Annotated in this window: 2 protein-coding genes and 1 pseudogene; all 3 read left to right on the forward strand. The window is 67.9% G+C overall.

Going from position 1 to position 1,593, the window contains the following annotated elements; genetic code table 11:
* The first annotated feature begins 246 nt into the window (after positions 1-246).
* The gene (locus ACWDS7_RS48370; protein ID WP_451934813.1) at positions 247-393 is read left to right on the forward strand and encodes a hypothetical protein; all 147 of its coding nucleotides are present in this window, start codon (positions 247-249) and stop codon (positions 391-393) included.
* Positions 394-436: 43 nt separating this feature from the next.
* Positions 437-613: a hypothetical protein gene (locus ACWDS7_RS48375; protein ID WP_451934814.1), complete on the forward strand. Its 177-nt coding sequence runs from the start codon at positions 437-439 to the stop codon at positions 611-613.
* A gap of 584 nt (positions 614-1,197) precedes the next feature.
* Positions 1,198-1,593 (forward strand): annotated as a pseudogene (locus tag ACWDS7_RS48380) (IS5 family transposase); the annotation flags it as partial.

Genomic DNA, 1,593 nt, shown 5'->3' on the forward strand with positions numbered 1-1,593 from the left:
GTCCGAAGGTAGAGCAACCGGACGAGACCCCAAGATCCAATGAGACTTTTCTTCACGGGTTCAAGGCGGCCCGCCCCTGGCGGGCCGCTGGTGTCCGCGGGCCGGGCTGCGGCTCTCCGGCCGGTCCCGGCCCGCGACGCCCAGGCCCTTGGCGGCGGTTGCCGAAAGAATCCAGGATGGGACATCAGGTGACGGCGCTTCACGGCGCCGAACTGGTCGACGCGTTGCCGAAAGAACGGAAGGGCCTTGGAGCTCAGAGCGCGCTACCTACTGGCCGCGGCCGCCGCCGTGGTCGTCCTGACGTTGACCGCCGCCATGGACGGCATGGGGCTGGGCGTTCTTCTCTGCGGGATCGCTGTGCTCTTCTTCCTGGTGTGCGCGTTCAGAGCGTGATCGTTGCCGAAAGAATCCCAGGCGGTCCGGGCATACCCAGGACATGAGCAACGACAAGCCCACGCCGTGGGACGACAGCGCCAAGGCGCGGATCATGTCCAAGGCTGCGAAGGACCCGACCAGCCCCAGCGCCACGAGTCGTCTGGACCGCAAGGCCCGATCAGGCGCAGACAAGAACGCTCACCAGAGAGGCCAGGGCAAGAGCGGCAAGGGTCACTGATTGCCGAATTGTTCTTACAGGGGGTCAAGGACGGCCCGCGCCCGGCCCGGCCCACCGCGCGCTCCGGCGGACAGGCAGCCGGGCATGCGGCCTGGGGCCGGTCCCGGCCGCCGCCAAGCGCGCTCCGTCCCGCTCTCAGGGGCCGTCCAGCACCCGAAAACAGCAGCTTTGAAGCTCACCGCAGTCTCGGACTGCGTCTGGTGCCGGACGAGCTGTGGGAGCCGTTGGTGCCGCACTATCGACTACCGCGGCAGGGCGGCGGGCCGCCACCGATGGAAGGTCGAGCGCACCCTCGCGTGGCTGCTCGGCTACCGTCGCCTCACCATCCGCTATGAGTGCCACGGCAACCTGTTCGCCGCCCCCCTCACCTGCGCAGCTGCCCTCACCTACAGAAAGAAGCTCGCTCAAATCATCATTTAGAGGTCGTCACATTTGGTACTAGGTTCTGTTTTGTGGATCACTGAACGTTGAATGGCGGGCCCGCGTCTTGGGTCTCGCTGGGTCTTCGCGCTGCGCGCGCATCACGCTCGGACTGTGTCTGATTGGAGCTTCGCCCCAAACCCCAGGTGAGGGGCCCGACCGACCCTGAACGCGATGGCCGCTGGCGCGATCACCGCCAGGTGCCAGGCGGCATCGTCTGGAAGATCCGCACCGGCGCCGACTGGCGCGACATCCCCGAGCGGTACGGCCCCTGGCAGACCGTCTGCCAGCGCTTTCGCCGCTGGTCGGCCGACGGCACCTTCGCCCGGCTCCTGGAACACGTCCAGGTTCACGACGACGCCGCAGGCCAGGTGGACTGGTCGGCGGTCTGTGTGGACTCCACCATCGTGCGCGCTCACCAGCACGCCGCAGGAGCCCGTAAAGGGGGAGCCGTGACGGGACGCACGGGCAGCAATCAGCCCAGATCCATCAGGGCCGACAGGCGCTCGGGCGCTCGCGCGGCGGACTGACCACCAAGATCCACCTGGCCGTCGACGGAC

The sequence above is a fragment of the Streptosporangium sp. NPDC003464 genome, from assembly GCF_053588315.1.

Excerpts from the sequence above, each read along its gene's own strand:
- ACWDS7_RS48375 (WP_451934814.1), top strand. The coding sequence starts at position 437 with ATGAGCAACGACAAGCCCACGCCGTGGGACGACAGCGCCAAGGCGCGG.